The 24,247-nt window shown below is 67.2% G+C and carries 25 protein-coding genes and 3 tRNA genes; 17 read left to right on the forward strand and 11 right to left on the reverse strand.

Annotated elements, in window-relative coordinates; all coding sequences use genetic code 11:
* The first annotated feature begins 3 nt into the window (after nucleotides 1-3).
* Nucleotides 4-771 carry a type I methionyl aminopeptidase gene (gene map / locus AC1DXI_RS07415; protein WP_476938065.1) on the forward strand — a complete coding sequence of 256 codons (768 nt, stop codon included), beginning with the start codon at nucleotides 4-6 and terminating at the stop codon, nucleotides 769-771.
* Here the strand turns inward: map and AC1DXI_RS07420 are convergent.
* Both AC1DXI_RS07420 and AC1DXI_RS07425 read right to left on the reverse strand, forming a co-directional pair.
* The gene (locus AC1DXI_RS07420; RefSeq protein ID WP_476938066.1) at nucleotides 768-1,400 is read right to left on the reverse strand and encodes a GNAT family N-acetyltransferase; all 633 of its coding nucleotides are present in this window, start codon (nucleotides 1,398-1,400) and stop codon (nucleotides 768-770) included. The two genes, map and AC1DXI_RS07420, sit on opposite strands and share 4 nt — an antisense overlap.
* Before the next feature lie 32 nt (nucleotides 1,401-1,432).
* On the reverse strand, nucleotides 1,433-1,942 hold the full coding sequence (locus AC1DXI_RS07425; protein WP_476938067.1) for a LapA family protein: 510 nt from the start codon (nucleotides 1,940-1,942) through the stop codon (nucleotides 1,433-1,435).
* 304 nt (nucleotides 1,943-2,246) lie between these two features.
* Here AC1DXI_RS07425 and AC1DXI_RS07430 point away from each other — a divergent pair, with 304 nt between their 5' ends.
* Nucleotides 2,247-3,263, forward strand: a complete 1,017-nt coding sequence (locus tag AC1DXI_RS07430) for a magnesium and cobalt transport protein CorA (protein ID WP_476938068.1) — start codon at nucleotides 2,247-2,249, stop codon at nucleotides 3,261-3,263.
* Nucleotides 3,264-3,326: 63 nt separating this feature from the next.
* Here the strand turns inward: AC1DXI_RS07430 and AC1DXI_RS07435 are convergent.
* Nucleotides 3,327-3,399 (reverse strand) — tRNA-Arg (locus AC1DXI_RS07435).
* Between the two features lie 244 nt (nucleotides 3,400-3,643).
* On the opposite strand from AC1DXI_RS07435, the gene AC1DXI_RS07440 reads away from it, so the two are divergent.
* The 3 genes from AC1DXI_RS07440 to ettA all read left to right on the forward strand — a co-directional run bounded on the left by AC1DXI_RS07440 (nucleotide 3,644) and on the right by ettA (nucleotide 6,647).
* Complete coding sequence (locus AC1DXI_RS07440; protein ID WP_476938069.1) at nucleotides 3,644-4,210, forward strand: single-stranded DNA-binding protein; 567 nt, start codon at nucleotides 3,644-3,646, stop codon at nucleotides 4,208-4,210.
* Between the two features lie 353 nt (nucleotides 4,211-4,563).
* Nucleotides 4,564-4,869: a DUF6993 domain-containing protein gene (locus AC1DXI_RS07445; RefSeq protein WP_476938070.1), complete on the forward strand. Its 306-nt coding sequence runs from the start codon at nucleotides 4,564-4,566 to the stop codon at nucleotides 4,867-4,869.
* Nucleotides 4,870-4,964: 95 nt separating this feature from the next.
* The gene (gene ettA / locus AC1DXI_RS07450) at nucleotides 4,965-6,647 is read left to right on the forward strand and encodes an energy-dependent translational throttle protein EttA (protein ID WP_026266424.1); all 1,683 of its coding nucleotides are present in this window, start codon (nucleotides 4,965-4,967) and stop codon (nucleotides 6,645-6,647) included.
* Nucleotides 6,648-6,820: 173 nt separating this feature from the next.
* On the opposite strand, the gene AC1DXI_RS07455 is transcribed toward ettA, so the two are convergent.
* Nucleotides 6,821-7,798, reverse strand: coding sequence for an acyl-CoA thioesterase (locus tag AC1DXI_RS07455; RefSeq protein ID WP_476938071.1), 978 nt, complete (start codon nucleotides 7,796-7,798; stop codon nucleotides 6,821-6,823).
* Nucleotides 7,799-7,860: 62 nt separating this feature from the next.
* On the opposite strand from AC1DXI_RS07455, the gene AC1DXI_RS07460 reads away from it, so the two are divergent.
* Nucleotides 7,861-8,520: a DUF8185 domain-containing protein gene (locus AC1DXI_RS07460; RefSeq protein WP_476938072.1), complete on the forward strand. Its 660-nt coding sequence runs from the start codon at nucleotides 7,861-7,863 to the stop codon at nucleotides 8,518-8,520.
* A 37-nt stretch (nucleotides 8,521-8,557) separates the two neighbouring features.
* On the opposite strand, the gene AC1DXI_RS07465 is transcribed toward AC1DXI_RS07460, so the two are convergent.
* On the reverse strand, nucleotides 8,558-9,016 hold the full coding sequence (locus tag AC1DXI_RS07465; protein WP_476938073.1) for a globin: 459 nt from the start codon (nucleotides 9,014-9,016) through the stop codon (nucleotides 8,558-8,560).
* Between the two features lie 4 nt (nucleotides 9,017-9,020).
* A complete protein-coding gene (locus AC1DXI_RS07470) occupies nucleotides 9,021-9,680 on the reverse strand; it encodes a mechanosensitive ion channel family protein (RefSeq protein ID WP_476938074.1) in 660 nt (219 codons plus the stop codon).
* A 136-nt stretch (nucleotides 9,681-9,816) separates the two neighbouring features.
* Here AC1DXI_RS07470 and AC1DXI_RS07475 point away from each other — a divergent pair, with 136 nt between their 5' ends.
* Complete coding sequence (locus AC1DXI_RS07475) at nucleotides 9,817-10,842, forward strand: NAD-dependent epimerase/dehydratase family protein (protein WP_476938075.1); 1,026 nt, start codon at nucleotides 9,817-9,819, stop codon at nucleotides 10,840-10,842.
* Between the two features lie 5 nt (nucleotides 10,843-10,847).
* On the opposite strand, the gene AC1DXI_RS07480 is transcribed toward AC1DXI_RS07475, so the two are convergent.
* Both AC1DXI_RS07480 and pepN read right to left on the reverse strand, forming a co-directional pair.
* Nucleotides 10,848-11,333 (reverse strand): OsmC family protein, encoded by a 486-nt coding sequence (locus AC1DXI_RS07480; RefSeq protein ID WP_476938076.1) that lies wholly within the window; start codon nucleotides 11,331-11,333, stop codon nucleotides 10,848-10,850.
* 86 nt (nucleotides 11,334-11,419) lie between these two features.
* Nucleotides 11,420-13,975: an aminopeptidase N gene (pepN, locus tag AC1DXI_RS07485; protein ID WP_476938077.1), complete on the reverse strand. Its 2,556-nt coding sequence runs from the start codon at nucleotides 13,973-13,975 to the stop codon at nucleotides 11,420-11,422.
* Nucleotides 13,976-14,261: 286 nt separating this feature from the next.
* On the opposite strand from pepN, the gene AC1DXI_RS07490 reads away from it, so the two are divergent.
* The 3 genes from AC1DXI_RS07490 to AC1DXI_RS07500 all read left to right on the forward strand — a co-directional run bounded on the left by AC1DXI_RS07490 (nucleotide 14,262) and on the right by AC1DXI_RS07500 (nucleotide 16,888).
* The gene (locus AC1DXI_RS07490; RefSeq protein ID WP_476938078.1) at nucleotides 14,262-15,263 is read left to right on the forward strand and encodes a hypothetical protein; all 1,002 of its coding nucleotides are present in this window, start codon (nucleotides 14,262-14,264) and stop codon (nucleotides 15,261-15,263) included.
* A 216-nt stretch (nucleotides 15,264-15,479) separates the two neighbouring features.
* The gene (locus AC1DXI_RS07495; protein WP_018773378.1) at nucleotides 15,480-15,971 is read left to right on the forward strand and encodes a ribose-5-phosphate isomerase; all 492 of its coding nucleotides are present in this window, start codon (nucleotides 15,480-15,482) and stop codon (nucleotides 15,969-15,971) included.
* Nucleotides 15,971-16,888 (forward strand): Fpg/Nei family DNA glycosylase, encoded by a 918-nt coding sequence (locus AC1DXI_RS07500; protein ID WP_476938079.1) that lies wholly within the window; start codon nucleotides 15,971-15,973, stop codon nucleotides 16,886-16,888. Before AC1DXI_RS07495 ends, AC1DXI_RS07500 begins: the two co-directional genes overlap by 1 nt.
* Nucleotides 16,889-17,014: 126 nt before the next feature.
* On the opposite strand, the gene AC1DXI_RS07505 is transcribed toward AC1DXI_RS07500, so the two are convergent.
* Nucleotides 17,015-17,085: transfer RNA gene (locus tag AC1DXI_RS07505), tRNA-Gly, on the reverse strand.
* Nucleotides 17,086-17,216: 131 nt separating this feature from the next.
* On the opposite strand from AC1DXI_RS07505, the gene AC1DXI_RS07510 reads away from it, so the two are divergent.
* The 6 genes from AC1DXI_RS07510 (at nucleotide 17,217) to AC1DXI_RS07535 (ending at nucleotide 22,495) form a co-directional block, all read left to right on the forward strand.
* Nucleotides 17,217-17,291, forward strand: a tRNA-Pro gene (locus tag AC1DXI_RS07510).
* A gap of 68 nt (nucleotides 17,292-17,359) precedes the next feature.
* Nucleotides 17,360-18,754 carry a trigger factor gene (tig, locus tag AC1DXI_RS07515; RefSeq protein ID WP_476938080.1) on the forward strand — a complete coding sequence of 465 codons (1,395 nt, stop codon included), beginning with the start codon at nucleotides 17,360-17,362 and terminating at the stop codon, nucleotides 18,752-18,754.
* Nucleotides 18,755-19,024: 270 nt separating this feature from the next.
* Nucleotides 19,025-19,663, forward strand: coding sequence for an ATP-dependent Clp protease proteolytic subunit (locus AC1DXI_RS07520; RefSeq protein ID WP_476938122.1), 639 nt, complete (start codon nucleotides 19,025-19,027; stop codon nucleotides 19,661-19,663).
* A gap of 38 nt (nucleotides 19,664-19,701) precedes the next feature.
* Nucleotides 19,702-20,361: an ATP-dependent Clp protease proteolytic subunit gene (locus AC1DXI_RS07525; protein WP_264357398.1), complete on the forward strand. Its 660-nt coding sequence runs from the start codon at nucleotides 19,702-19,704 to the stop codon at nucleotides 20,359-20,361.
* A 131-nt stretch (nucleotides 20,362-20,492) separates the two neighbouring features.
* Nucleotides 20,493-21,776 (forward strand): ATP-dependent Clp protease ATP-binding subunit ClpX, encoded by a 1,284-nt coding sequence (clpX, locus tag AC1DXI_RS07530; protein ID WP_243177221.1) that lies wholly within the window; start codon nucleotides 20,493-20,495, stop codon nucleotides 21,774-21,776.
* Between the two features lie 113 nt (nucleotides 21,777-21,889).
* Nucleotides 21,890-22,495, forward strand: a complete 606-nt coding sequence (locus AC1DXI_RS07535; protein ID WP_476938123.1) for a mycothiol-dependent nitroreductase Rv2466c family protein — start codon at nucleotides 21,890-21,892, stop codon at nucleotides 22,493-22,495.
* Between the two features lie 538 nt (nucleotides 22,496-23,033).
* On the opposite strand, the gene AC1DXI_RS07540 is transcribed toward AC1DXI_RS07535, so the two are convergent.
* Nucleotides 23,034-23,180 (reverse strand): hypothetical protein, encoded by a 147-nt coding sequence (locus AC1DXI_RS07540; RefSeq protein WP_155855732.1) that lies wholly within the window; start codon nucleotides 23,178-23,180, stop codon nucleotides 23,034-23,036.
* Between the two features lies 1 nt (nucleotide 23,181).
* Complete coding sequence (locus AC1DXI_RS07545; RefSeq protein WP_476938081.1) at nucleotides 23,182-23,664, reverse strand: DUF6325 family protein; 483 nt, start codon at nucleotides 23,662-23,664, stop codon at nucleotides 23,182-23,184.
* Nucleotides 23,665-23,950: 286 nt separating this feature from the next.
* Here AC1DXI_RS07545 and AC1DXI_RS07550 point away from each other — a divergent pair, with 286 nt between their 5' ends.
* Nucleotides 23,951-24,244, forward strand: coding sequence for a putative quinol monooxygenase (locus tag AC1DXI_RS07550; protein WP_476938082.1), 294 nt, complete (start codon nucleotides 23,951-23,953; stop codon nucleotides 24,242-24,244).
* The last annotated feature ends 3 nt before the right edge of the window (nucleotides 24,245-24,247 follow it).

Here is a 24,247-nt window from a genome sequence, read left to right on the forward strand (position 1 = left end):
GCCATGTCCATGATCAAGAGTCCCGAAGAGATCGCACTGATGCGCGAGGCCGGCCGGGTGGTCGCCACCACCCTCGCCCGGGTCCGGGAGGCGGCCGCCGTCGGCGTTTCGCTCAAGGAGCTGGACGATGTCGCCGCAGCGTCAATCGCCGACGCCGGAGCCACCCCGGCGTTCCTGAACTACCGGCCGCGCTGGGCATCAGTGCCGTTTCCCGGGGTCATCTGCACGTCCGTCAACGACGCCGTCGTGCACGGCATCCCCAACGGGTACCGGCTCCAGGACGGGGACCTCCTGAGCGTGGACTGCGGCGCCTTCCTGGCCGGGTGGTGCGGCGATGCGGCCATCAGCTTCATCGTGGGGACCGCGGACCCGGTGGACCAGGCCCTCATCGACGCCACGGACGCCGCCCTGGCGAGGGGGATCGACGCGGCAAGGATCGGGAACAAGATGGGCGACCTCGCCTACGCGATCGGTGGGGCGGCGCGCCGGGCAGGCTACGGGCTGCTCGCCGACCACGGCGGCCACGGGATCGGCCGGACCATGCACGCCGAGCCGCCCGTGCCCAACGACGGACGTCCCGGCCGCGGCATCAAACTGACCGAGGGCCTGGTCATCGCCATCGAGCCGATGCTGATTCTCGGCCGCAAGGACGATTACTACCATGACGACGACGAATGGACCCTCCGCTCAGCGAACGGCCGCCGCGCCGCGCACAGCGAGCACACCGTGGCCATCACCGCCGACGGGCCGGTGGTCCTGACCCTGCCCTAGCGCCCGCGGTCCCCGCCGGGCGGGGGCACCGTCAGGCGGACGACGGCGCGTCCCGGCACCGCGCCGCTGACCACCGTGAAGCCGGCCGCCAAAAAGAGCCCCAGGGTGCCGTGGTAGAGATCCGCCGGGCCGGCCTTGGGCCGTTGCGCGGGGTCGACCGGATGCCCCTCCACCACCGTTGCGCCGTGCGCGAGGGCGTGTTCGACGGCGGCGGCAAGCAGCGCTCCCGCCACGCCGGTCCGCCGGTGGCCGGGGGAGACCACAAAGCAACTGACGGACCACACCTGGTGCCCGCCGGGATCCTTGGCGGCGTCGGGGGCCGACGCCAGCACCTTCGAGCGCAGGATCCTTGGGTAGCACCCGCGGGGCTCGACGGCGCACCAGCCCACGGGATACCCGTCACGGAAGGCCAGAACCCCTGGCTCCGGCTGGCCGCCGCCGAACTTCTCCCGCAACAGGTTCTTCCGCTCATCCGGGGTGGACGCGGACCACTGGGGGCCGGTCAAGGCGAAGAACCGGCACCAGCAGCGTGAGGGTTCGCCGCGGACGCCGAAGAGACGCTCGACGTCGGGCCAGTCCGCCGCGGCGGTGGTGATGGCTGCCTGGGTCCGGAGTTCTGCTTCGCGCATGGAAAAGAGGGTAGCGCCTGGCGGCGTCAGCGTCAGCGCGTGCGGGTGCTCGTGCCAGGGCTCGCCTGGCGGCGGACACGGTGCGCGGCGAGCCGGAGCTGGATGATGCGGGCGGCTCCGGCGATGGCGACCAGCACTCCGCCGCCGACTGCCGCGATGAACAACGCGATGCCGAGCGGGACCGAGCCCTCGAGGCCAAAGAACTTCACCTGCACGTATTCCTGGTTCTGCAGGATGAACGCGATCAGCACGATCAGCACCACCAGTGCGCAGGCAACCGCGGCCCAGACCATTCCGGCTCGGGTGACCTGGCGCGTTTCCGGTGCGGTGACGGGAGCCGGCTCCGTGGGTGCCTCGGCACGGGAGGTTTCGGCGCGTCCCGCCGTCGTGGTGGCCACATCGGTGCTGCCGGCCGGGCCAACGGTGCCGGCGACCTGCTCGGCGGACCCGGGCCCGGTTGTGGGGTCAGCTGCCTCCGCGTACTGGGTGGTGGGGGTGTCGTCTGGGTTGGTGGGGTCGAATCTGCGGGGTGTTTCGGTCATGGCGGCCGTACCTTTCGATTGCGGGCAGGGAGCACAGGCTTTCGCTGCCGGCCTGCCCGTCAACTCAATACTAAGCGTGCTGAGGGCTGGCGGGGCTCCGGGCAGTGGGCGGCACGGTCCGGCGATCCCCCCACGCCAACAAGTTTGCTTTCGTGGTCTTTGGCGGCCGCCGGTGGGCGGCAATCTTTCCGGGGTTCTTCCCGGAAAAGCAGCGGCGCCCGCGGGGCAGTGCAGGCTGTTGGCACCGGCCCGGGGACGGTATAACGTCACAGCAAAGCGAATGCCTTGAAGAGGAGGCGCGGCCGTGACGATCATTGACAACGCCGTCTATGTGGACGGCCACCGGACCGCCGACCCGGAAGGGCTCGAGGAGACGTACTTTCTGCTGCGGCAGCGCCAGGGCATGGCCTGGATTGGGCTCTACCGGCCCGAAGCCGAGGAACTGCGCTCAGTGGCCGAGGAATTTGACCTGAGCCATCTGGCCGTGGAGGACGCGCTCGCCGGCCACCAGCGGGCCAAGCTTGAGCACTATGGCGAGACGTTGTTCCTGGTGCTGCGGCCCGCGCGGTACCTGGACGATGTGGAGAAGGTCGAGTTCGGCGAGATCCATGTGTTCTCCGGCCCGGACTTTGTGGTGACTGTCCGCCGGGCGGAATCTCCCGACCTGGCCCGGGTGCGCCGGCGGATGGAGTCCGAGCCGGAGTTCCTGGCGCTCGGACCGGATGCGGTGTTGTACGCGATTCTGGACCAGGTGGTGGATGAGTACGAGCCGGTGGCCGCGGGCCTGGAAAACGACATCGATGAAATCGAAGACGACCTGTTCGCCGCCGATCCCGGCGTATCGCGCAGGATCTATGAACTCTCCCGCCAGGTCATCACGTTCCAGCGTGCCACGGCCCCGCTGGCCGGAATCCTGCAGAGCCTTATGGGCAGCGGACCGGACGGGGTGCCGGACCCCGAACTGCAGGACCATTTCCGCGACGTCCTGGACCACGCCATCCGGCTGGGGGAGCGGGTATCTGCCTTCCGGGCGCTGTTGCAGAATGCGCTGGCCGTCAACGCAGCCCTGGTAGCCCAGCGGCAGAACGACGAAATGCGGCTCCTGACGGAGTCGAGCTTCGCCCAAAACGAGCAGGTCAAGCGGATCTCGTCGTGGGCTGCCATCCTGTTCGCGCCGACGTTGATCGCGTCGATTTACGGCATGAACTTCCGCGACATGCCCGAACTCGAATGGATCTTCGGCTACCCGATGGCACTCGCGCTCATGATCGGCATGGGCGGGATCCTGTTCCTGACGTTCAAACACAACAAGTGGATCTGATGCTCTGTTGAAACAAGAAGCGGCCCTGACCGTGCGTTGTCGCAGGTCAGAGCCGCTCTCTTGTGCCCCAGGAGGGAATCGAACCCCCGACCGGCGGATTAGAAGGCCGCTGCTCTATCCCCTGAGCTACTGGGGCGCGCTGGTGCCCACCGGCTGCTGCCGGTGACGCCTCAAAAAGTTTACAGTGCCGGACGGCCGGTGCGGGTCAACGGCGGCCGGTGGCCGGTCCTGCCGGACCGGACTAGTCCCCAACACGGCCCCCACTCCGTTGCCGGCAGCCGGTTTTCCACATGGCACAGCCGGGCACTCCCCGGCCACGGTCCACGGCGGGATGCTGGAACTGCCCGGCAGGGCACGACAATTCGAGACAGGACATGAGAATGAGCGACAACATTACGGTCCGTGGCTTCGTCGCCTCGGAGATCAGAAGCTCGACCACACCCGGTGGCGTGGCCACGGCGTCCTTCCGGTTCGGCGCCACCGAGCGCCGCTACGACCGCGGCTCCAGCACCTGGGTGGATGGCAACACCAACTGGTTCACCGTCCAGGGATACCGGCAGCTGGCCGGCAACATTGGCTGCAGCATCAAGAAGGGCCAGCGGGTCATCGTAGTTGGCAGGCTGAAGATGCGGAGCTGGGAGAAGGACGGCAGGGTCTACCACGTCGCCGAAATTGATGCGGAGTCAGTCGGCCACGACCTCATGTGGGGCTCTGCCAACTTCACCCGCTCAGCCGCAGCCGGCAGCCAGGCGGCCGCCGGACCCGGTACCCCAGATGCGCCCGGTAGCGGTGACGACGACGGCGGCGGACCGCAGAGCCAGCCAGGGGACGACGACGGGGACGGCGACCACGGTGCCGACCAGCACGGGACCTTCATCCATGACGAGAGCGGTGAGGAAGAGGAGGTGGACCACGAAACCGGAGAACTGAAAGGGGCCGCAGCCTGAATCCGCAGGACCGGCGGGCAGCGCCGTGGAGGCCGGGACTGGGCACTGCCGCGTGGCAGAATTGCCGGATGCAACACGCCAGGATCACTGCGGGACGGGCGGCAGCCACCTCCAGTGCGGGCGGGGCTGCCCGTCGCGGCGGCTGGGCCGTTGCGGCCGCCGTCTCCTTGGTGCTCCTGCTGTCGGCCTCGGCCTGTGCGACACCGGCCGGCAGCAGCGGAGCCCGGGCCTCTGAAGCCGCGGATTCTGAAGGCACACCTTCCGCAGTGTCCCGGGCCCCCGCAGTGTCCCCATTGCTGGTTGGGCCGACCGCCGGCGGGGCCGGGACAGCCAGCCCCGATATGAAACCCGGCATGAAACCCGACAGGGAATCCGCCACGAAATCCACGGTCGAGACGGCCCTGAACGCCGTGGTCCGCGGCGGGGGCCGGCCCGAAACGTCGGACATCCGCGCGTCGTTGGTTAACGCAGGGATTCCGGCCGACGCTGTGGAAGTCACCGCCGGGCGGACGCCCACCGGCCTGGCTGCCGACGCCGTCGAGGCCGGAGTGCGCGACGGCAGCAACTGCATCGTGGCCCAGATCCGCACCGGCACCGTCGCCGTCACTGTGCTGCCGGGCCTGGCCTCCGGCGGCTGCCTCGTGGGCGTCCGGGGCTGAGCAGAACCGTCGGCGGCCGACAAGGCGGCCGTTAAGTGGCCGATCCAGGCTCACGGAATGTGAGTTATCCCGGCCGAACCACTAGATTTGTAGGCATGGCGGAATTTATCTACACAATGACCAAGGCCCGTAAGGCTGTCGGCGAAAAACTCATCCTCGATGACGTGAGCATGTCCTTCTTCCCAGGGGCCAAGATTGGCGTTGTCGGCCCGAATGGTGCCGGTAAGTCCACCATTCTCAAGATTATGGCTGGCCTGGACACTCCCTCCAACGGTGAGGCCCGGCTTAGCCCCGGCTACACGGTAGGCATCCTGTTGCAGGAGCCGCCGCTGAACGAAGACAAGACCGTCTTGGGCAACGTCCAGGAAGGCGTTGGCGAAATCTACGGCAAGATCCAGCGCTTCAACGCGATCTCCGAGGAAATGGCCAGCCCCGACGCTGACTACGATGCCCTCCTGGAGGAAATGGGACAGCTGCAGGAAGCGATCGACGCGGCCGACGCCTGGGACATCGACTCCCAGCTGGAACAGGCCATGGACGCACTGCGCTGCCCGCCCGCCGACGCCGACGTCACCCTGCTCTCCGGTGGTGAGCGCCGCCGCGTCGCGCTGTGCAAGCTCCTGCTGCAGAAGCCGGACCTGCTCCTGCTCGACGAGCCCACCAACCACCTTGACGCCGAGAGCGTGCTGTGGCTGGAACAGCACCTCTCCAGCTACTCCGGTGCCGTTCTTGCCGTCACCCACGACCGGTACTTCCTCGACCACGTGGCCGAGTGGATCGCCGAAGTGGACCGCGGCCACCTGTACCCGTACGAGGGCAACTACTCCACGTACCTGGAAAAGAAGCGCGCCCGCCTGGAAGTCCAGGGCAAGAAGGACGCCAAGCAGGCCAAGCGCCTGACCGAGGAACTCGAATGGGTCCGGTCCAACGCCAAGGGGCGCCAGACCAAGTCCAAGGCCCGCCTGGCCCGCTACGAGGAAATGGCTGCCGAGGCGGACCGCACCCGCAAGCTCGACTTTGAAGAGATCCAGATCCCGCCGGGACCGCGCCTGGGCGGGCTCGTGCTGGAGGCCAAGGGTCTCCAGAAGGGCTTCGATGACCGCACCCTGATCGACGGACTGTCCTTCAGCCTGCCCCGCAACGGCATCGTCGGCGTCATCGGCCCGAACGGCGTCGGCAAGTCCACGCTCTTCAAGACCATCGTGGGCCTGGAACCGCTCGATGGCGGCGAACTGAAGATCGGCGATTCCGTCAAGATCTCCTACGCCGACCAGAGCCGTGGCGGCATCGACCCGAACAAGACCCTGTGGGAAGTCGTGTCCGACGGCCTGGACTACATCCAGGTCGGCCACGTCGAAATGCCGTCCCGCGCCTACGTGGCCGCCTTCGGCTTCAAGGGCCCGGACCAGCAGAAGAAGGCCGGGGTGCTCTCCGGTGGTGAGCGCAACCGCCTCAACCTTGCACTGACCCTCAAACAGGGTGGCAACCTGCTGCTCCTCGACGAACCGACTAACGACCTCGACGTCGAAACCCTCAGCAGCCTCGAAAACGCCCTGCTCGAATTCCCGGGCTGCGCCGTCGTCGTCTCGCACGACCGCTGGTTCCTGGACCGGGTGGCCACCCACATCCTCGCCTACGAAGGCGACGAGGAGAACCCCTCCAAGTGGTACTGGTTCGAGGGCAACTTCGAGTCCTACGAGGAGAACAAGGTGGAGCGCCTGGGCCCGGACGCGGCCAAGCCGCACCGGGTAACCCACCGCCGCCTTACCCGCGACTAAGCCCGCAAGGCTTACAGCACCACGAAAAAAGCCGGCTCCCCCTGAACCAGTTCAAGGGGAGCCGGCTTTTGCATGCCGCGGACGATGTGGGCCGTGGGCGCCGCATGCCACCCGCCGGAAGGGGAGTGCCAGCAGCCCTCGGGCTCGCGGAGCTGGTGCTGCACCGCTCTGGATTAGACGGCGGCCTGCACGCCGTCCTTCTGCGCGTTCTTGAGGCCGGTGTTCTCGAGGCCGGTGTTCTTGAAGTCGTTCGGGACGCGGATCATGCCTTCCTGGGCCACCGTCGCCACGTGCCGGCCGTCCCGGCTGAAGATCCGGCCCGTCGCCAGGCCCCGTGCGCCCTGCGCGCTGGGCGATTCCTGGACGTACAGGAGCCATTCGTCGACCCTGACCGGCCGGTGCCACCACATGGCGTGGTCCAGGCTCGCCACGGACATCCCCGGCGTAATCCAGCTCATCCCGTGCTTGCGGAGAATGGATTCGAGCAGGGTGTAGTCGCTCGCGTATGCCAGCGCGGCCCGGTGCAGGCCGGCGTCGTCGGGCATCGGACCGAAAGTCTTCATCCACACGGCGTTCCGGGCTTCCCGGGGTCCGTTGGCCGAGACATACAGCGCCGGATCGACGTGGCGGATGTCGAACGGCCGCTCGTAGGCCCAGTGCCGGGCCACGGGGTGGTCGAACTTGCCCAGCAGGTCGGCGGTGCTGGGCAGCGATTCGGGGTCCGGGATCCCGGCGGGCATCTCGGACTGGTGCTCGATCCCTTCGTCCTCGGCCTGGAAGGACGCGATCATCGACAGGATGGGCATGCCCTCCTGATAGGCGTGGACCCGGCGGGCCGAGAAGGACCGCCCGTCGCGCAGGCGCTGCACGCCGAAGGTGATCGGCTTGTTGGCGTCTCCTGGCCGGAGGAAGTAACCGTGCATGGAGTGCACGCTGCGGTCCGGATCGACGGTGCGGCTGCCTGCTATCAGGGACTGCGCCAGCACCTGGCCGCCAAAGACGCGCTGCTGGGGCTGCTGCTGGGAGGGACCCATGAAGATGTCCTCGTCCGTCCGGGCGCCCTCGAGCTCGCCGAGGTTGAGGAGTTGGATGAGCGAGGAGGTGGGGTCCTGGGTCGGGAGCCCCAACAGTCCGGCTTCGGCTTCAGTCATGGTTTGACTCTAGACGGCGCCCGGCGCCGCTCCAAAGAAGCGCAGCCGGTAGAGTCAGTAGTGTGTCTGATGTCCTAACCCAGCCCCTGCAGTTCACCGATCCCCGCGACCTCGACGACCTGCGCACCTTCGCCACCCGCGCCAAGTCCATTGACGACGGCGCCATCCGGCTTCAGGCCGCGGGCCCGGTCCTGGCCGCCTACGTCTGCGTGCTGCGGCCCCGGCTCCTGGGCGAATCCACCCCCACCATCCTGGGCCTGCGGACCATGGCGCTGGCACAGCCGGCGGACACTGACGTGACGGTGCCGCTGTCCGCGGTGCTGGACCGTTTGGCGCGGGCGGGGGAGCACGACGTCGAATTTCCCGTCCCGCCGGTGACCGTCAGCGAGTCGTGGGCCGGGATCGGCGCGCCGCGGGCCGGCTGGGAACTGCTCGGCACCGTCGAGGACGCCGCTCTGCGGACCGCAGCCGAGGCCGGCATCAGGGAGATCGCCGCGATCATCCCGGACAAGCCCGGCGCGTTGATCGTGAACAACGCCAGGGCAACGGTCTGGGGCCGGGAACTGCCCGACGCCGGCGGCCTGCCGGCCGGGGCCGCGTTCGCCGCGCTCACCCTGGGCTTCCTGGCAGAGGGCGAGCAACGGCTCTACCGGGCCGGGCGCTGGTTCCGGCTCAGCGGCACCCGCGGCCACGTGCTGGTCCGGACCGGTACCGGTCTCTAGGACGCTTCCGGCACCCTCCGCGCCCAGTCCTCCGCGCTCAGGCCTCCGACGGGCTGTTCACCATGGACAGGGCGGCCCGCTCCATGTAGTCCCAGAGCGTCCCCTCGTACAACGGCGGCAGCTCCAGGGCATCCACCGCGGCGCGCATATGGTACAGCCAGCGTTCCTTGGCCTCCGGCGTCACCCGGAACGGCATGTGGCGCATCCGCAGCCGCGGATGCCCGCGCTCCTCGCCGTACGTCGTCGGCCCGCCCCAGTACTGTTCCAGGAACATCAGGAAGCGCCGCTTGGCCGGGCCCAGGTCCTCTTCCGGGTACATGGCGCGCAACAGCGGATCTGTTGCGACGCCGTCGTAGAAGACATCGATGAGCTTCACAAAAGTCTCGTGGCCGCCCACGGCGTCATAGAAGTTGTCCGTGTAGCCGGGCTGGCTGAACGGATCGTTCTGCAGCAATTGCCTGGGCTGGCTGGGTTCGCTGGCGCTGGGAATCGTCATTTCACTATTCTCCGGCCTTCTGCTGAGGTGTGCTGTCGGCCTCGTCCGCCGGGGACGTCTCGGGCGGAATGTACGTGCCCTGGGAACGGTTGCCCACGCGCAGGATTTCGCCGTTGCGCAGGTACCAGATGGTGCCGTCGTCGGCCCGGACCCGGGTGATCCGCAGGTTCATGGCCTCGACCGTGCCCACCACCTCGGAAGTCTCGATGATGTCGCCAATGCCGTACTGGTCCTCGAAGGTGATGAAGATGCCGGCGAGGAAGTCGCGGATCAACTGCTGGGCACCGAAGCCGATGGCCACACCGAGGATCCCGACGCTCGTCAGGATGGGTGCCACGTCAACGTTCAGGTATTTGAGCACGTACACGATGGTGAGGACGGCGATCAGGACGCCGACCACGCTGCGGAGCAGTGCGCCGATTGTCTCTGCCCGCTGGACGCGGCGTTCGTGGTCCAGGGCGCGGAACGCCGGAGCCACCCAGCGGAAGTGTGACTTCTTGAAAAGTGTGCTGCCCGCCGCAACCCGTTTGGTGATTCCGGTGATCACGAAGGATGCCACCAGCCACACGGCGACGCCGATACCCAGGCTGATGAGGCCACCTGGCAGGTTGACGGCCGAGATATCCGGCGCGGTGATGGGTTCGATGGTGGTCAGGCTGATCATCGGTAAGGGAAAACTCCTTGTTTACTGCGTCCCTGCTGCTGGCGGCGGCAGGGCTGGTCGTCCGGACAGGCGGCCGGCGTTCGCCGGGCGCATAACACTCTGGTCTACTTCAACATTAGCGCCGTAGCGTGGCCCCATGCGCATCCTGGTCCTCGGCGGGACGGTCTTCCTGTCAGCAGAAATAGCCCGGCAGGCCCTGGCCGCCGGCCACGACGTCACCTGCCTGGCCCGCGGCGCCGCCGCCGCACCGCCCGACGGCGCCTCCTGGCTGCGCTCTGACCGCTCGCAGGGGAATGCCGCCTACGAGGCAGCCGCCGGCGGCGGCCGGTGGGACGCCGTCGTCGACGTCTCGCGGGACCCTGACCAGGCCCGGGAGGCCCTCGAGATGCTGGCCGGCTCGGCCCGGCACTGGACCTTTGTCTCCAGCTGTTCGGTCTACGCGGACAATTCCGTGGCGGGCGAGGCCGAGGACGCCCAGGTGCTCCCGCCGCTGGCTCCGGGCACGGAGCTGACCATGGAAAACTACGGCGAAGCCAAGTCCGCGATCGAACACCTGACCCGGGAACTGGCAGGGGACAAGGCGCACCTCTGCCGCGCCGGCCTGATCGGCGGACCCGGGGACGGCTCCGACCGCTACGGGTACTGGCCGGCCCGTTTTGCCCGCGACAATGATCCCGTCCTTGTCCCGGACATCCCCGCCGACGCCACCCAGGTCATCGATGTCCGCGACCTCGCAGCCTGGATCCTCACCGCCGCTGAAAACGGCACCACCGGGGCGCTGAACGCCGTCGGTGAGCCGGTGCCGTTTGCCGCCTACCTGGGGGAAGCGCGCCAGCTCGCCGACGCCGACTCCGAGGTTGTTGTCGCCCCCGAGGACTGGCTGGCGTCTCACGGCGCGAACTACTGGGCCGGCCCGGACTCGCTGCCGCTGTGGCTGCCGCCCGGCCACGAGGGCTTCGCGACCCGCAGTAACGACGCTGCCCGGACCGCCGGGCTGCGGCTGCGGCCCTGGATGGACACACTGCGGGACACCCTGGCGGATGAACGCCGCCGCGGACTTGGCCGTGAACGCAAGGCCGGGATGAGCCCGGAGGCGGAGCGCCGGATCGTATCGGCGTACCGGTCAGGGGCATCGTCCGGCCCGGCTGACGGCGCCGCCTGAATTATTCAGTCCGCCTGGCCCTCCACCACAGCCGTCGGCTCGTGCAGTACCGGGAAGTTGACGCTGCGGGCGATGAAACAGACCTTGTTGGCCTCGACGTGGAGTTCCTCGAGAACATCCGGTGCCGCCGGTTCCGCCACCGTCACCCGGGGCTTCAGCGTGACGGATTCGAACTGCCCGCTGCCGTCCCGGTTGGTCCGCATCAGGCCCTCGGCCCGGTCCTCGTAGGCCGTCACCACGATGCCGTGCTTCACGGCCACGTGCAGGAAGGAAAGCATGTGGCACTGCGAGAGGGCGGCCAGGAGCAGCTGTTCGGGGTTGTAACGCCCGCGGTCCCCGTGGAAGGTCGGATCGGCTGAGCCGTGCAACACCGGCAAGCCGGGGATCTCGACGTCGTGGTCGCGTGAGTAACCGCGGTACGTGGACGTCCCGGCCCCGAGGTTCCCGGTCCAGCGGACGGTCAGCGCATAGCGGTGTTCGTCAAGGTTCATGTCTCCAGCCTAGAACGACGGAACCCCGGCGCCGCACAGGGGCGGTGCCGGGGTTCCAGGCTGCCGGGGGTCCGGTGCCGCGGTCGTTAGCCGACGTCGGCCTGGCGGGCCCGCAGGGCACGGGCAACGCCGTCACGGTTCTCCAGCATCATCCGGCGCAGCGCCGAACTGCCCTCGGGCAGCGAGGCCAGGAACTCATCCGTGCGGTCCACCGTGGCCTGCGTGGTCAGCTGGGCCGGGTAGAGCCCGACGACGATCTGCGAGGCCAGCGCGTGGGTGCGGCTGGCCATGATGCCCGGGACGGCCTCGAAGTACTTCTCGGCGTACGGCTCGAGCAGGGACGTGTCCAGGACACGGGTGAAGCCGGTCACCGCGGAGCCCTGCAGGGCGTTGGAGAGATCGCCCTTGACCACAATCGATTCCCAGGCCTCGGCCTTGGCCTCCGGCGTGGGGATGGCGGCCTTGGCCAGGGCCGCCGCGTTCTGGCCGTTGGAGGTGTTGTCGTGCTCCAGTTCCTCGTCGATCCGCTCCTGCCCGGCGCGGCCGCCTGCCACGAGGGAGGCCAGCAGCTCCCACCGCAGGTCCTGGTCCACGCTCAGCCCGTCGAGGGTGAGTGAGCCGTCCAGCAGCCCGGATACCGTGTCCAGCTGCCCGGCGCTGCGGGCCAGCAGGGCGTAGGACTTCACGAACTGCAGCTGGGCGTCCGAGCCGGCAGGCACCGCCGAGGCGAGCTCCCAGAGCTTGTCGGCAGCGGCCACGGCTGTGGCCTCCTGGTGTTCCTCGGCCACATAGAAGGTCAGCGTGGTGGCCAGCTGCCGGAGCTGGACCAGGATCACGGAGGAATCGGATTCCTCGGCGATGTTGGCGAGGATCAGCTCCACGTACCCGCGGGCCGGGGATTCGCCGTCGCGCGCCGCGTCCCAGGCTGAGCCCCACACGAGCGTGCGGGGGAGGCTCTGGCTGAAGTCCTTCAGGTGCGCCGTTGCGGTGGCGAGGGACTTCGGATCCAGGCGGACCTTGGCATAGGCGAGGTCGTCGTCGTTGAGCAGGATCAGGTCAGGCTGGGCAAGGCCGGCCAGGGCCGGAACCACAGTGCGCTCGCCGTCGACGTCGAGCTCCTCGCGGTGCACCCGCTCCAGCTTGCCGGCGCCGTTGAGGTTGTAGAAGCCGACCGCGAGGCGGTGCGGGCGCAGGGTCGGCTCGCTCTCGATCGCCGACTGCACAATGGCGAACGACTCGATGGTGCCGTCCGCGGCCGCCGAGATTTCCGGTGTCAGGGTGTTGACGCCGGCGGTCTCCAGCCAGAGCTGCCCCCACCGTTCCAGGTCGCGGCCGCTGGCCTTCTCGAGTTCGGCCATGAGGTCGCTGAGCTCGGTGTTCTGCCAGGCGTGCTTGCTGAAGTACTCCCGCACCCCGGACATGAATTGCTCCGGGCCCACCCAGGCGACGAGCTGGCGCAACACCGAGGCGCCCTTGGCGTAGGTGATCCCGTCGAAGTTCACCTCGACGTCCTGTAGGTCGTTGATCTCGGCGAAGATCGGGTGGGTGGTGGGCAGCTGGTCCTGCCGGTAGGCCCAGGACTTCTCCACGGAGGCGAACGTGGTCCAGGCGTGGCCGAACTCGGTGTTCTCCACGGCGGCCAAGTGGGACATGTATTCGGCGAAGGACTCGTTGAGCCAGAGGTCGTTCCACCAGCGCATGGTGACGAGGTCGCCGAACCACATGTGCGCGAGCTCGTGCAGCACGGTGATGGCGCGGCGTTCCACCTGGGCGTCGGTGACCTTGCCGCGGAAGACGTAGCCTTCCAGGATGGTGACGGCCCCGGCGTTCTCCATGGCGCCGGCGTTGAACTCCGGCACGAAGAGCTGGTCGTACTTCTCGAACGGGTACGGGCAGCCGAATTGGGCCTCGAAGAACTCGAAGCCCTGCCGGGTGAGCTCGAAGATGTTGTCCGCATCGAGGTACTGCATGAGCGACTTGCGGGCGAAGATGCCCAGCGGGGTGACCTTGCCTGCCGCCGACGTGACCTCGCTGCGCACCGACTGGTACGGCCCGGCGATCAACGCGGTGACATACGAGGACAGCCGCGGAGTCGGCGTGAACTCCCAGACAGAGCGGGCGCTCCCATCCGCGCCGGGGATGGTCTCCACCGGCACCGGGGTGGGGGAGTTGGACACGACATCCCAGTGCGAGGGTGCGGTGACGGTGAACGTGAAGCTGGCCTTCAGGTCGGGCTGTTCGAAGACGGCGAACATGCGCCGCGAATCCGGGACCTCGAACTGGGTGTACAGGTAGACCTCGTTGTCCACCGGATCCACGAACCGGTGCAGGCCTTCGCCGGTGTTCATGTACGGGGCGTCGGCGACCACGATCAGGTGGTTCTCGGCTGCCAGGTCCGGGAGTTGGATCCGGACGCCGTCGGAGACCTCGGCCGGATCCAGTTCGCGGCCGTTGAGGCTCACGCTCTGCACGGCGTGGGTCACGGCGTCGATGAAGGTCGACGAGCCGGGCTTGGCGCGGAACTTCACGGCCGTGGTGGTGCCGAAGACCTTCTCGCCGCGGGTCAGGTCCAGGCTGACCTCGTAGGAGTCGACGTCGATCAGGGCGGCGCGCTCGCGGGCTTCGGCGCGGGTCAGGTTCATACCGGGCAAAGGGGCCTCCAGAAGAAGATGGATACTGCCGGCCGGCCGCAGCCGCCGGCGATACTGTGAAATTATTCTTTCACGTCAGCCGCCCTTGGCAAGTTAGCCCGATCACAATGTCCGACCCCAAGGCCTCTGCACGCAGTCCACGATTTGCCACGAATGGCCCCTGAGCCGATGCCCTTAGCGGCCATTCGTGTCAGATGGGTGCGGTGTGGGCGGGCACGTCCTGACCTGCGCGCACGTCCCCAGATCCCTCAAGGTGCGTCCGCGGTAGCGTTGGAGCATGGGAAAGATCCGTGACTCCGTCGATGCCAGGGCGCTGCGCTTTGCCATCGGGTTCCCCCTGATGCTGGCGGCAGGATTCGTGGTGTGTGCGCTTCTGGTGCGCCGGGATCTGCCCGAGCCGCTCGCCGTCCGCTGGACCGCCGCCGGTGCCGCCGACTTCGCGCCGTTCGGCACGGTCGTGGGAGCCGGGGCCTCGCTGATCGTGGTAATCGGCTGGGCCGTGCTGCTGCAGGCCGTGCCGCTGTCCCGCCCCGCAATGATGCGCCGCATCATGATGGGCGCCGGCTTGTCCATGAGCCTCTTCGTCACCACCGTCCTCGCCGCCGTGCTCGTGGGCCAGTTGGGCCTGCCCGATGCGCGGGGATCGCATGTGGACGCCTCGGTCCTGGCCCTCGGCAGCGGCGCGGCCCTCGGCCTGGGCATCGTGATGGGTTTCGTCTTCAAAGCCGACGAGCGCTGGTCCGTCGATGACGACCTCGCCGTCCGGCAGGCGCTCGAGCGCGAACAGGATCCGGATTTGGCCCGGGACCGGGTCAGCCTCTGGGTCCACGCCCGCAGCTCGACCTTCGTCATGCTCGGCATCGCGACGCTTCTGCCGGCCGCCCTCCTGACCATTGCCGTGCCGTGGCTGTCAGTCCTCCTGGTGGCGGCGGCCCTGGTGGCCGCGGCGTTCCTGGTGGCCCGGATCCGGGTTGACCGCAACGGCCTGCACGTCTTCGCGGCAGGCTTCGTCCGGGTCATGGAGGTTCCGGCCGCGGCCATCGACGCCGCGACGCCTAGGGACGTCACGGCGGCGGACTATGGCGGGTGGGGCTACCGGATCCACGGCAACACCACGGCCATGCTGGTCAGCAGCGGCCCCGCGGTGGTCATCGACCGCTCGGACGGGCGCCGGCTGGCGGTGAGCGGCGGAAGCGCCACCGCGGCCGACAACATCGCCCAAACACTGTCCCGGGTGGCGGACAGGGCCCGGCGGAACGGCGGGACCCCCGCCATATAGCGCGGCGGTGTCGCTCCGCGGTGTAGCACGGCGGTGCCGGTCCAAGGTGGAGTACGACAGTGGAGTACGACGGCGTGACCGGCCCGTGTAACACGACCGTCCAGTGCGGCGTCCGGCCCGCTGCAGCACCGTCCCGGAAGACCCGGCCTAGTACGCTTGGACCAGACCCCAACCGCCCCCGGCCGCCGCCCGGCGCCGCAACCGAACGGAACTGCCGTGACCATTTCTGACCTGCCCCGCGTGCACATTGCCACCGACCACGCCGGAATGGAGCTCAGCGCCCACCTGGTCAGCCACCTCAGCGCCAAGGGCTACGAGGTGGTGGACCATGGACCCAAGGTTTACGACGCCCTGGATGACTACCCGTCGTTCTGCATCAACGCCGCCCTCGCCGTCGTCGCGGACCAGGAAGCCGGAACCCACGCCCTCGGCATCGTCCTCGGCGGCTCGGGCAATGGCGAGCAGATCGCCGCCAACAAGGTCAAGGGCGTCCGTGCCGCGCTGGCCTGGAACCTGTCCACCGCTCAGCTGGCCCGCGAGCACAACGACGCCAACGTCGTAGCCGTCGGCGGCCGCCAGCACAGCGTCGACGAGGCCACGGAAATCATCGAGGCGTTCCTGGCCGAACCCTTCAGCAACGATGAGCGCCACGTCCGCCGGATCGGCAAGATCGCCACGTACGAGCGCACCGGCGAGGTTATCGACTAGTGCCGGAGGGGCATTCCGTCCACCGGCTGGCCCGCCAGTTCGGGGACGTTTTCACGGGGGAGCGGCTCGAGGTCTCCAGTCCGCAGGGCCGGTTTGCCCAGGGCGCGGCGCTGCTGGACGGCCACACCCTCGTCGGTTCCGTGGCGCACGGGAAGCACCTCTTCCTGGAGTTCGGCCACGGGCTTCTCTTGCACGTCCACCTGGGGCTCTATGGCGCCTGGGATTTCGGCGGCGACGCCACCTTCCGCGGCGCGTCCAGCATCGGCGCGCCCCGGAAGGTGGGGGAGCGGGAAGTCTATGACGACGGTGATGCGGCCGGTCCCGCCGCGTACGGGGGCCCGCCCGCGCCGGTCGGGGCCGTCCGCGTCCGGCTCGCCGGCGTGCACGGCTGGGCCGATCTCCGCGGCGCGACCACCTGCGAGGCGATCACGGACGCGGAAGCGGCGGCCGTACTGGCGCGGCTCGGCCCGGACCCGTTGCGGAACCTTCCGGGCGACCGGGAAGCCTTCACCGCCACCGTGGCGGGCAAACGTACACCGCTGGCTGCCCTGCTGATGGACCAAAAGGTGATTGCCGGCGTCGGGAACGTCTACCGGGCCGAACTGCTGTTCCGGCAGCGGCTCAACCCCTGGCTGCCCGGCGCTGAACTGTCACCGGACGCGGCCCGCCGGCTCTGGGACGACACCGCGGCCATGATGTCCGACGGCGTCCGGGACGGACGGATCATCACCACGACGCCGCAGTACTGGAACGGGGCCGGAGCCGGCGAAGCCCGCGGCGTGCTGCCCGCCCCGGAGGAGGCCCACTTCGTCTACCGGCGGCACGGACTCGACTGCCGCGACTGCGGAACACCGGTGGCGCTGACCGAGCTCGGCGCCCGGAAGCTTTACTGGTGCCCCGCCTGCCAGCAGGCCTGAGCCCGGACTGGTTGCCGGCGGTGTGAAGAAGCGTGAAGAAGGGCGTTGGTACGTCGGCACCGCCGGGGCCCGGAAGGGCATGAAAAAAGCCCCTCCGCGGAGGGGCTTTGTTTCGTCATATTTCCGAGGGGACGACGGGAATCGAACCCGCGTAATCAGTTTGGAAGACTGAGGCTTTACCATTAAGCTACGTCCCCGGGATCTCACTGGAACTCCAGTAAAACTTCCGGGCGGCTGTTCAAGCCGGATACAACTAAACCCAATTCAGGGCCCCGGTGTCAAATGTGCAAATCAGCACAGTATGACCGTAGACTGTTCTGTGCACTTACGGGGTGTAGCTCAGCTTGGCTAGAGCGCCTGCTTTGGGAGCAGGAAGTCGCAGGTTCAAATCCTGTCACCCCGACTCTGCAAGCACTGCCAGCACGTGGCAATGCAGAACCCCATACCCCCCACACCAGGAGTACTTAGACTGTGAAGAGCGCTGTCGAGAACCTCACCCCCACGCGGGTCAAGCTCAATGTTGAGGTCCCTTTTGAGGAATTGAAGCCCAGCATCGCAGAGGCATACAAGACTGTTGCTTCGCAGATCCAGGTCCCCGGTTTCCGCAAGGGCAAGGTCCCCTCCAAGCTCATTGACCAGCGCGTTGGCCGCGGCTACGTCCTGGAGACGGCCATCAACGAAGGCCTCAACGGCTGGTACCAGGCCGCCGTGCAGGAAACCGGCATCCGCCCCCTGAGCCGTCCCGAGGTCGAGATCACCGAGGTTCCGGACCCGTCCGCCACCGACGGCGAACTCAAGTTCCACGCCGAGGTTGACATCCGCCCCGAGATCGAACTGCCCGACTACGCCGGCATCAAGGTTGAAGTCGCCGCCGCCGAGTCTTCGGACGCCGACGTCGACAAGGCCCTGGACGAGCTCCGCGGCCGCTTCGGCACGCTGAAGTCCGTGGACCGCCCCGCCGCCGATGGCGACTTCCTGACCATCGACATCGCAGCCTCGATCGACGGCGCCGATGTTGACTCCGCCTCCGGCCTGTCCTACCAGGTTGGCGCCGGCACCATGCTCGAAGGCCTCGACGAGGCCGTCACCGGCCTCAGCGCCGACGAAGACGCCATCTTCGACACCACGCTGGTCGGCGGCGAGCACGCCGGCGAGTCCGCTCAGGTCAAGGTCACCGTCAAGGCCGTCAAGGAGCGCGAGCTCCCCGTCGCCGACGACGACTTCGCCCAGCTCGCCAGCGAATTCGACACCCTGGCCGAACTCCGTGAGGACCTTGCCAAGCAGGCCGCCGAGTCCAAGGTTGTTGACCAGGGCGTCGAGGCCCGCGACAAGGTCCTGGACAAGCTCGTTGAGCTCGTCGAGGTTCCCGTCCCGGCCTCGATCGTCGAAGAGCAGCTTGAGCAGCACTTCAACGCCGAAAACGCCCACGGTGAAGGCGAGCACGACACCGAGGAACACCGCGCCGAGGTTAAGGCCAACACCGAGCGCGCCTTCCAGAACGAGATCATCCTCGACGCCATCGCTGAGAAGGAAGAAGTCAACGTCAGCCAGAATGAGCTGATCGACTACATCGTCACCACCGCCAGCCAGTACGGCATGGACCCGAACCAGTTCGCCCAGATCATCGATCAGAGCGGCCAGGTGCCCATGATGGTTTCCGAGGTCCGCCGCCGCAAGGCACTGGCCGTTGTGCTGGGCCAGGCCGAGGTCACCGACTCCGAGGGCAACAAGGTTGACCTGAGCGACTTCGTCCGCCCCGGCGACGAGGCTGCCCCGGCCGCCGAGACCGTGGAGGACGAAGCAGCTTCGGAAGAAGCCACCACCGAGGCCACGCCTAGCGATGACCCCGCAGCAGTGAAGTTCTAGCAGTCCCTGAGACTTAGAACAGTCGGCCCCCGGATCACCGATCCGGGGGCGGCACGGTTGGTTCGGGGGCCACGAACGCCCCGCATCCGGGACCCGGCGCGAGGGCTTCCGGCAATCGTGCGCCGTCAGCGAACAGCCCGGCGCCAGCGAACAAAGCGGGCGTGAAAACGGTTAGTGTCGCTGTAGGAAAGTTCAGTGATGTCGTCCAGTGGCGTCACCGTCGCCAGCGAGAGGTAAGTACATATGTCACAGCAAGCAGGGGCGCCCCGGATGGCCACGGTCGATCCGGCAGCCCAGGATAACTACATTTACAACCGCCTGCTGAAAGAGCGCATCATCTGGCTCGGCTCCGAGGTCCGCGACGATAACGCCAACGCGATCTGCTCCCAGCTGCTGCTGCTCTCGGCGGAGAATCCTGAAAGGGACATCTACCTTTACATCAACTCACCCGGCGGCTCCGTCACCGCCGGCATGGCCATCTACGACACCATGCAGTTCATTCCGAACGATGTTGTCACGGTTGCCACCGGCCTCGCCGCGTCCATGGGCCAGTTCCTGCTCTCCTCCGGCACCAAGGGCAAGCGCTACGCCACCCCCAACGCCCGCATCCTCATGCACCAGCCTTCCGGCGGCATCGGCGGCACGGCATCGGACATCAAGATCCAGGCCGAACTGATCCTGCACATGAAGAAGGTCATGGCCGAACTGACCGCCGACCAGACCGGGCAGTCCGTGGAAACCATCCTCAAGGACAACGACCGCGACAAGTGGTTCACGGCCCCGGAAGCCCTCGAATACGGCTTCTTCGACAAGATCGCCGCGCACGCCGGATCCGTGGCCGGCGGCGGCGGAACCAACGCCAACGGCTCCGGCAACAGCGGCGGCGCTGCGACAGCCACCGAGAACTGACCGGCAGGTAGACAGCAATGAATTCAGGAGCAATGAACATGAACTACAACTTCGGTTCGACTGCCGGTAACCTGCCGAGCAGCCGCTACGTGCTGCCCCAGTTCGAAGAGCGCACCCCCTACGGCTTCAAGCGCCAGGACCCGTACACCAAGCTGTTCGAGGACCGCATCATCTTCCTCGGCGTGCAGGTCGACGACGCCTCGGCCGACGACGTCATGGCCCAGCTGCTGGTGCTCGAGTCCACCGACCCGGACCGCGACATCACGCTGTACATCAACTCGCCGGGCGGCTCCTTCACCGCCATGACCGCGATCTACGACACCATGACGTACATCCGGCCTGAGATCCAGACCGTCTGCCTCGGCCAGGCGGCCAGCGCCGCCGCCGTGCTGCTCGCGGCGGGCACGCCGGGCAAGCGACTCGCCCTGCCGAACGCCCGCGTACTGATCCACCAGCCCTCACTGTCCGGCGGCCAGGGCGGGCAGGCCTCGGACCTGGAGATCCAGGCCGCCGAGGTCATGCGCATGCGCTCCTGGCTCGAGGACACGCTGGCCAAACACTCCGGCCGCACGCCGGAGCAGGTCAACAACGACATCGAGCGGGACAAGATCCTCACGGCCGCCGAGGCCATGCAGTACGGCCTCATTGACCAGGTCCTGGATTCCCGCAAGATCAAGCCCCAGGCAATCTCGCGCTAATCAGCAATGCGTGGCGCCGGTGCGGCATTCTTACTTGGCCGCACCGGCGTCCGCTTTCCACCCAACGGGCCCAAAGTGACCTAGAGTGGAACATGTCACAGCCAGCAGCAAGCTACTAAAGGGGTTCACACATGGCTCGGATTGGCGAGAGCACAGATCTGCTGAAGTGTTCTTTCTGCGGAAAGAGCCAGAAGCAGGTCCGCAAGCTCATTGCCGGGCCCGGCGTCTACATCTGCGACGAGTGCATCGAACTCTGCAACGAGATCATCGAAGAGGAACTCGCGGAAGTAGCTGACCTGGGCAGTTTCGAGTTGCCCAAGCCCCGCGAAATCTTTGATTTCTTGCAGGAATATGTGATTGGCCAGGAGCCCGCCAAGCGTTCGCTCGCCGTCGCGGTGTACAACCACTACAAGCGGATCCAGGCCGGCCACGCGCCGAAGAGCGGCAGCCTCGCCGACGGCGTGCACCACGACGACGTCGAGATCGCCAAGTCCAACATCCTGCTGATCGGCCCCACCGGCTGCGGCAAGACCTACCTGGCCCAAACCCTCGCCCGCCGCCTCAACGTCCCGTTCGCCGTCGCCGACGCCACGGCCCTGACGGAGGCCGGCTACGTCGGGGAGGACGTGGAGAACATCCTCCTCAAGCTCATCCAGGCCGCCGACTACGACGTCAAAAAGGCCGAGCAGGGCATCATCTACATCGATGAGATCGACAAGATTTCACGCAAGAGCGAAAATCCGTCCATCACCCGGGACGTCTCGGGGGAGGGCGTGCAGCAGGCACTCCTGAAAATCCTCGAGGGCACGGTGGCCTCGGTCCCGCCGCAGGGCGGACGCAAGCACCCGCACCAGGAATTCATCCAGATCGACACCACCAACGTGCTGTTCATCGTGGCCGGCGCGTTCGCCGGGCTCGAGGACATCATCGGTTCGCGGTCCGGGCGCAAGGGCATCGGCTTCGGCGCCCCGCTCAACGAGGTCAAGAACACCACGGATTCCTACGGCGAGGTCATGCCGGAAGACCTGCTCAAGTTCGGGCTGATCCCGGAATTCATCGGCCGGCTGCCCGTCATCACGACCGTCTCGAACCTGGACCGCGCCGCCCTCATCCAGATCCTGTCCACGCCGAAGAATGCCCTCGTCAAGCAGTACCAGAAGATGTTCCAGCTCGACGGCGTCGAGCTCATCTTCGAGGACGAGGCCCTCAACACCATTGCCGACCAGGCGCTGGAGCGCGGCACCGGAGCCCGAGGGCTCCGCGCCATCATGGAGGAAGTCCTGCTCCCGGTCATGTTCGACCTCCCCAGCCGCGACGACGTCGCCAGCGTCGTGATCACGGAAGAGGTCGTGACCAAGAAGGCCGCGCCCACGATGATCGCCCACGACGAGGTCAAGCGCCGCAAGTCGGCCTGATCCGGAATATAAACGCGGCCAAGGTCGCTGTAATCTTTTGCGCGCCGTGTGTGTGATCTGCCCCGGCGCTGTCCCAAGCAGACTTTTTAAGGAGAACACCTGTGTCTGAAACCATGACCAACAAAGCCGACTTCTGGTTCGACCCGATGTGCCCCTTCGCCTGGGTCACCTCCCGCTGGATCGGCGAAGTCGAAGAAGTCCGCGACATTAAGACCGAGTGGCATGTGATGAGCCTCGCCGTGCTCAATGAGGGCCGCGAGGAACTGCCCGAGCAGTACCGCGAGTTCATGAAGAAGGCGTGGGCTCCGGTCCGCGTCATCACCGCCGCCGCTGAACAGCATGGTGCGGAATACATCAAGGCGCTCTATGACTCCATGGGCACCAAGATCCACAACGAAGGCATCGAGGATATCGACGAGGTCATCGCCAAGTCGCTGGCCGAGGCGGGACTGCCGGCCGAGCTTGCGGCCGCGGGCCAGGGCGACGAATTCGACGCCCAGCTGCGCGCCAGCCACGAGGCAGGCATCTCGCTGGTTGGACAGGACGTGGGGACACCCGTCGTCGCCTTCAACGGCACGGCCTTCTTCGGCCCGGTCCTGACGCGCATCCCGCGCGGCGAGGAAGCCGGACAGATCTGGGACGCCACGGTGACCCTGGCATCCTTCCCGTACTTCTTCGAAATCAAGCGCAGCCGTAGCGAAAGCCCGGTTTTCAACTAGGCCTGAACACACCGGGCCGGGCCCTCTGCCCGGCCTGCCAAGAGCCCCGGTAGAACTACTCCGATGTAGTTCTGCCGGGGCTCTTGTGCACGGCGGGCCGGGGGACAACAATAGAACTTACCCACTTCGAAAGAAGAGGGACGCAGGAACCAAAGATTCAGTGACACTCATCCGACGCAGCCTTCGGCAAAGTCAGATGATGGCTACCAGTGACGAGGTAGGAAGACCTGAAAGTCTAAGGATCCCGCCAGATTGTCTAAGACGTCACGTGACAATCGAAAAGTCGAAGCCCCACCAACGGCTAACGCTGATGGGGCTTCCCCTTTGCCCAAAAACAATGTGCCCAAAAACAGGATGCTCAAGAAACAGCGCCCAAAAAGAGTGTGACCAAAATTCGTCAGGTCGCTGTTCCAGGGCGCTTCCCCGGGTGGGGAGCGGGCATTGTGCAGGTGCGCATTACCCGGGGCGGGTCATGCGCACCTGCGTGTGCCCGGGGCTGGCTCCGTGGTGTCAGCCGCGGGTGCGTTAGTCACGGATGTTAATCGCGGCGGTCTTCCCGGCGGTCGCCGCGGTCGTCACGGCGGTCTTCCCGCCGGTCGCCGCGACGGTTGATCCCGTGGGCGACCACAACGGCACCGCCGACGGCGGCGGCGGTCCTGCGTCTGCGTCGTGCTGCCAGTGGCATGTCAGGCTCCTTCTATCGTTTGTTCGGCCTCGGCGTCGGCCTCGGCATCGGCATCGGCCTGGAAGGCGGCGATGACGGCCTGGGTCGGGATCCGGCCGCTGGCCACGAGTTGGCCGCCGGCCTTGCGGACTGCCGTGCCGAACGGGGCCGCCCACAGGTTCTCCCAGACGAGCACCGCGGCGGAGTGGCCGGGTGCGATCGTATCGGCCAGGTCCATGACGTCCTGCTCAGAGAGCACCATGGCCAGGTCGGCCTCGGCCGTGCGCACTTCGCCGAGCTCGCTCGGGTCGAGGTCGGAGATCTCCGCCGTCTCGAGTGTGCCGTCCTCCATCTTCCTCAGGAACACCATGTCGAGTACCCTGACGAGGTCACGCTGGACCAGGTCTTCCAGGAACGGGGCGATCTGGCCCTTGCCGAAGTCGGGTCCGGGGAATTCAACGACGATCCAGTCGACCGGCCCCAGTTCATCGAGTGTCTCAGTCATGCGTATGACCTCCGCTTCTTCTTGGGGTTCAAGGCGATCCGACGGACCGCTGCATCTTCATTCTGTGCCCCCGGTGAGGTGCGGCGCCTCACCCGTGCCGGGTGACCTCACGCCTCAGCGGTAGGACTGGCTTGTGCTTCCCCTGGTTCCGGGCCGAAGGAACAAGCCCGGCGGCCCGGCTGTTGCTTCCAATGACGGGGCAGCGGTCCCCGTGCCGTGATCTCCGGGCAACCCGCCTGGTTGTACCCGGTTTTGTCCTGTGCCCACCTGCGAACATTGGAGCGCCATGCCCGTTACAGCCCATCTTGACTTGAACCTCAAAGCCGAAGCCCTGCCCACGGCGCCCGCGGTGCTCCGCGATATTCTCTCCGATACGCGCACCTTTGACGGCTGCCTCGGGGTCGACGTGCTGGTCGACAGCGAGGATCCGGCGCATTTTCTCGTGGTCGAACAATGGGTATCGATGGAACACGACGCCGCCTATCGCGCTTGGCGCGCAGGCGACGGCGCGAGCGGGCTGGCAGAACTCCTGGCCGCCCCGCCGGTGCTGACGCACTTCGGGACGTCCTTCGCGGTCTGAGCC

It is taken from the genome of Arthrobacter sp. P1_H7, assembly GCF_056405215.1.

Bases quoted from the DNA above. Each gene is read 5' to 3' on its own strand.
- AC1DXI_RS07535 (WP_476938123.1), top strand. From the start codon at position 21,890: ATGACCAACAAAGCCGACTTCTGGTTCGACCCGATGTGCCCCTTCGCC.
- AC1DXI_RS07425 (WP_476938067.1), bottom strand. From the start codon at position 1,942: ATGACCGAAACACCCCGCAGATTCGACCCCACCAACCCAGACGACACC.
- ettA (WP_026266424.1), top strand. From the start codon at position 4,965: ATGGCGGAATTTATCTACACAATGACCAAGGCCCGTAAGGCTGTCGGC.
- AC1DXI_RS07540 (WP_155855732.1), bottom strand. From the start codon at position 23,180: ATGCCACTGGCAGCACGACGCAGACGCAGGACCGCCGCCGCCGTCGGC.
- map (WP_476938065.1), top strand. From the start codon at position 4: ATGTCCATGATCAAGAGTCCCGAAGAGATCGCACTGATGCGCGAGGCC.
- AC1DXI_RS07465 (WP_476938073.1), bottom strand. From the start codon at position 9,016: ATGACGATTCCCAGCGCCAGCGAACCCAGCCAGCCCAGGCAATTGCTG.
- pepN (WP_476938077.1), bottom strand. From the start codon at position 13,975: ATGAACCTGACCCGCGCCGAAGCCCGCGAGCGCGCCGCCCTGATCGAC.
- AC1DXI_RS07470 (WP_476938074.1), bottom strand. From the start codon at position 9,680: ATGATCAGCCTGACCACCATCGAACCCATCACCGCGCCGGATATCTCG.
- AC1DXI_RS07490 (WP_476938078.1), top strand. From the start codon at position 14,262: ATGGGAAAGATCCGTGACTCCGTCGATGCCAGGGCGCTGCGCTTTGCC.
- AC1DXI_RS07480 (WP_476938076.1), bottom strand. From the start codon at position 11,333: ATGAACCTTGACGAACACCGCTATGCGCTGACCGTCCGCTGGACCGGG.
- AC1DXI_RS07445 (WP_476938070.1), top strand. From the start codon at position 4,564: ATGAAACCCGACAGGGAATCCGCCACGAAATCCACGGTCGAGACGGCC.
- AC1DXI_RS07520 (WP_476938122.1), top strand. From the start codon at position 19,025: ATGGCCACGGTCGATCCGGCAGCCCAGGATAACTACATTTACAACCGC.
- AC1DXI_RS07525 (WP_264357398.1), top strand. From the start codon at position 19,702: ATGAACTACAACTTCGGTTCGACTGCCGGTAACCTGCCGAGCAGCCGC.
- AC1DXI_RS07545 (WP_476938081.1), bottom strand. From the start codon at position 23,664: ATGACTGAGACACTCGATGAACTGGGGCCGGTCGACTGGATCGTCGTT.
- AC1DXI_RS07420 (WP_476938066.1), bottom strand. From the start codon at position 1,400: ATGCGCGAAGCAGAACTCCGGACCCAGGCAGCCATCACCACCGCCGCG.
- clpX (WP_243177221.1), top strand. From the start codon at position 20,493: ATGGCTCGGATTGGCGAGAGCACAGATCTGCTGAAGTGTTCTTTCTGC.
- AC1DXI_RS07475 (WP_476938075.1), top strand. From the start codon at position 9,817: ATGCGCATCCTGGTCCTCGGCGGGACGGTCTTCCTGTCAGCAGAAATA.
- AC1DXI_RS07455 (WP_476938071.1), bottom strand. From the start codon at position 7,798: ATGACTGAAGCCGAAGCCGGACTGTTGGGGCTCCCGACCCAGGACCCC.
- AC1DXI_RS07440 (WP_476938069.1), top strand. From the start codon at position 3,644: ATGAGCGACAACATTACGGTCCGTGGCTTCGTCGCCTCGGAGATCAGA.
- AC1DXI_RS07550 (WP_476938082.1), top strand. From the start codon at position 23,951: ATGCCCGTTACAGCCCATCTTGACTTGAACCTCAAAGCCGAAGCCCTG.